This window comes from Streptomyces recifensis (genome assembly GCF_002154615.1).
Classification (GTDB): domain Bacteria; phylum Actinomycetota; class Actinomycetes; order Streptomycetales; family Streptomycetaceae; genus Streptomyces; species Streptomyces griseoluteus.
Genome location: NZ_MUNH01000370.1, coordinates 1 through 3,440 on the forward strand (window position 1 = coordinate 1; position 3,440 = coordinate 3,440).

Genomic DNA, 3,440 nt, shown 5'->3' on the forward strand with positions numbered 1-3,440 from the left:
GTCAGCGGCTCGTAGTAGGCGAAGTTCCGGGCCACCTGCTCGTCGTCGAAGTAGGAGGGGCAGGTGTACATGGCCAGGACCAGGTCGGCCTGCTTGACGACCTGTTTGCGGTAGAGGTCGAAGTACGGGAAGTTCAGCAGCAGGGGGTACTGCTCGGGGCGGGTCCCGGCGAAGTCCCAGCGCTGGTAGCGGGTGAAGCCGGCGTTCTGCTCGTGGACGCCGAGTTCGTCGTTGTAGGGGATGTTCATCGCCTCGGCCGCGTCCCGCCAGGCCGCGCTCTCCTCCTCGTCGGTGCCGAGCCGATGCGCCTCCTCGGGGTAGCGCTCCACGGCGTCGGCGGCCGCGAGCAGGTTCTGCCGCGCCATCAGGTTGGTGTACGTGTTGTCGTCGGCGACCGCGCTGTACTCGTCAGGCCCGGTGACTCCGTCGATGTGGAAGGCCCCGCGGTGGTCGTGGTGGCCCAGCGAGCGCCACAGCCGGGCGGTCTCCACCAGCAGCTCCAGGCCCACCTCGCGTTCGAAGCGGAGGTCACCGGTGGCCTCCACGTAGCGCACGACCGCGTCGGCGATGCCGGCGTTCACGTGGAAGGCGGCGGTGCCCGCGGGCCAGTAGGCGGAGCCCTCCGAGCCCTCGATGGTCCGCCAGGGGAAGGCGGCACCGCCGAGCCCCAGCTGGGCGGCGCGTTCGCGGGCGGCGTCCAGGGTGTTGTGGCGCCAGCGGAGCGCCTCGGCCACGGCGTGGGGCGCGGTGTGGGTGAGCAGGGGCAGCACGAACATCTCGGTGTCCCAGAACGCGTGCCCGTCGTACCCGGAGCCGGTGAGGCCCTTGGCGGGGATGGCGCGCTGCTCGGCGCGGGCGCCGGCCTGGTAGACGTGGAAGAGGGCGAAGCGTACGGCCTGCTGGATCTCCTCGTCGCCGTGCACCTCGACGTCGGCGCGGGCCCAGAAGTCGTCCAGGCACTCCCGCTGGGCGGCCAGCAGCCCTTCCCAGCCGTCGTGGGAGGCGGCCGCTAGGGCGGCGTCCACCTGGTCGGCCATGGCGGGCAGCGAGCGGGTGCCGGACCAGCCGTGCGCGACCAGTTTCTCCACCCGCAGGGTGTGGCCGGGCTCCAGTACGGAGGTGACGGTGAGCCGGGCGACGTCGATGCCGCTCTCGCTGCGGCTGGTGGTGCGGCCGGGCCCGGTGACGACGTGGTCCGCGCCGACCGCGACCCTGAGGCCGCTGCGCTTGGTGCGGTGCACCAGCCGCAGCCGCTCGCCCGAGGCGAAGCCGTCCTCCTGCTCCAGCGGCGAGCGCAGGCTCATCGCGGCACGCGGGTCGCCGTTGGGCTCCGGCAGGCTCTCGTTGGCGACCAGCTCGGACTGGATCACGACACGGCTGGGGCGGCCCACGGCCTCCACCTCGTAGGCGACGGCGGCCACCGCGCGCTGGGTGAGGGAGACCAGCCGGGTGGAGCGCACCCGGACCGTGGAGCCGGCCGGGGAGGTCCACTCACAGGTGCGTTCCAGCACCCCGCGCCGCATGTCGAGGACGCGTTCGTGGGAGACCAGGCGGCCGTAGCGCAGGTCGAAGGGTTCGTCGTCCACCAGCAGGCGCAGGATCTTGCCGTTGGTGACGTCGATGACGCTCTGCCCGGACTCCGGGTAGCCGTAGCCGGCCTCGGCGTACGGCAGCGGGTGCACCTCGTGCACGCCGTTGAGATAGCTGCCGGGCAGACCGTGCGGCTCGCCCTCGTCGAGGTTGCCGCGCCAGCCGACGTGCCCGTTGGACAGCGCGAACACCGACTCGCTCTGGGCGAGCACGTCCAGATCGAGGGTGGTCTCGCGCACGTGCCAGGGCTCGACCGTGTACGCCCGCTCAGTGATCACTGCGTCCCTCCCAGCTCGGCGAGGTCTTTCACGACGATATGCGCGCCGTGCGCATACAGCGCGTCGGCCTGCCCCGTGCGGTCCAGCCCGACCACGTATCCGAAGCCTCCGGCCCGGCCCGCGTCCATCCCGGCGAGCGCGTCCTCGTATACGGCGGCCCGCTCCGGGGGTACGCCGAGGTCCTCCGCGGCGGCCAGGAAGGTGTCGGGTTTCGGCTTGCCCGGCAGGTGCCGTTCGGCGGCCACCACGCCGTCGATCCGTACGTCGAAGAGGTCCTCGGCGTCGATCGAGCGGAGCACGTCCCGGCAGTTGGCGCTGGAGGAGACGACGGCGGTGGCCAGGCCGGCCGCGCGCACGGCGGCCAGATAGCGCAGCGTGCCCTCGTACGGCTCGACGCCGTCGGTGCGGATCTTCTCCAGGAGCAGCTCGTTCTTGCGGTTGCCGAGGCCCTGCACGGTGCCGGCGTCCGGCGGGTCGTCGGGGCCGCCCTCGGGGAGCTCGATCCCGCGGGACTTCAGGAAGGAGCGGACGCCGTCGGCGCGGGGGCGGCCGTCCACGTACTCGTCGTAGTCGGCGACCTCGTCGAACGGCCGCGCGTCCGGGCCCTCGTGGTCCCGGAGGAAGGCGTCGAAGGTCTCCTTCCAGGCGGCGGCGTGCACGACGGCCGTCTTGGTGACCACTCCGTCGAGGTCGAACAGGCACGCCTGGATGGTGTCGGGCAGTCCGAGCTGAGTCATACCCTGCTCCCTTCCCCGGATCGGGCGCGGCGATCACGCGTCGCGAGCGGAAATGGGGGCGCCCGGCGGCCGTCCCGCGCACGCCCGGTGGCACACTTCGCTGCATGCCGCCGACCTTCGACGATCTTCTCCTCCGCGCCCGCGGCCTGGCCGAGGACGGACAGCGCGCGATCCTCGGCATCGCGGGCGGTCCGGGCGCGGGCAAGACGACTCTCGCCGGACACCTCGTACGCGCGCTGAACGCGGACGGCGCGCCCTGGGTGGCACACGTCCCGATGGACGGTTTCCACCTGGCCGACGCCGAGCTGGACCGGCTGGGCCGCCGGGACCGCAAGGGCGCCCCGGACACCTTCGACGCGGCCGGGTACGCGGCGCTGCTGCGGCGGCTGCGCGAGACCCCCGCCGACGCGGACGAGGTGGTGTACGCGCCCGCCTTCGAGCGGGACCTGGAGCAGCCGGTGGCGGGCTCGATCCCGGTGCCGCCGTCGGCCCGGCTGGTGGTGACCGAGGGCAACTACCTGCTGCTGCGCGAGGGTTCGTGGGCCGGGGTACGGCCGCTGCTGGACGAGGTCTGGTACTGCGAGGTGGACGAGCCGGAGCGGGTGCGGCGGCTGGTGGCCCGGCACGTGGAGTTCGGCAAGGAGCACGCGGCGGCGGTGGCCTGGGTGCTCGGCACCGACCAGCGCAACGCCGACCTGATCGCCACCACGCGGGACCGGGCGGACCTGGTGATACCGGCCTCGGCGCTGCCCGTACCCGGCCGGGGCTGAACCGGCGCCCGCCGGGGCCCGTATCCGTGGGAGCGCGGCGGAGGGTCCGCCGCGCTCCCACGGAT

Annotated in this window: 3 protein-coding genes; 1 reads left to right on the top strand and 2 read right to left on the bottom strand. The window is 73.2% G+C overall.

The window, feature by feature from the left end; all coding sequences use genetic code 11:
* Both CCN33_RS19570 and CCN33_RS19575 read right to left on the bottom strand, forming a co-directional pair.
* Positions 1-1,868: glycoside hydrolase family 65 protein (locus tag CCN33_RS19570; protein WP_086694877.1), on the bottom strand; the 1,868-nt coding region annotated here is incomplete at its 3' end.
* Entirely contained in the window at positions 1,865-2,605 is a 741-nt protein-coding gene (locus tag CCN33_RS19575) for an HAD family hydrolase (protein WP_086694878.1), read from the bottom strand. The genes CCN33_RS19575 and CCN33_RS19570, both read right to left, overlap by 4 nt.
* Positions 2,606-2,709: 104 nt before the next feature.
* Here CCN33_RS19575 and CCN33_RS19580 point away from each other — a divergent pair, with 104 nt between their 5' ends.
* Positions 2,710-3,375: a nucleoside/nucleotide kinase family protein gene (locus tag CCN33_RS19580; protein WP_086694879.1), complete on the top strand. Its 666-nt coding sequence runs from the start codon at positions 2,710-2,712 to the stop codon at positions 3,373-3,375.
* Positions 3,376-3,440: the final 65 nt, after the last annotated feature.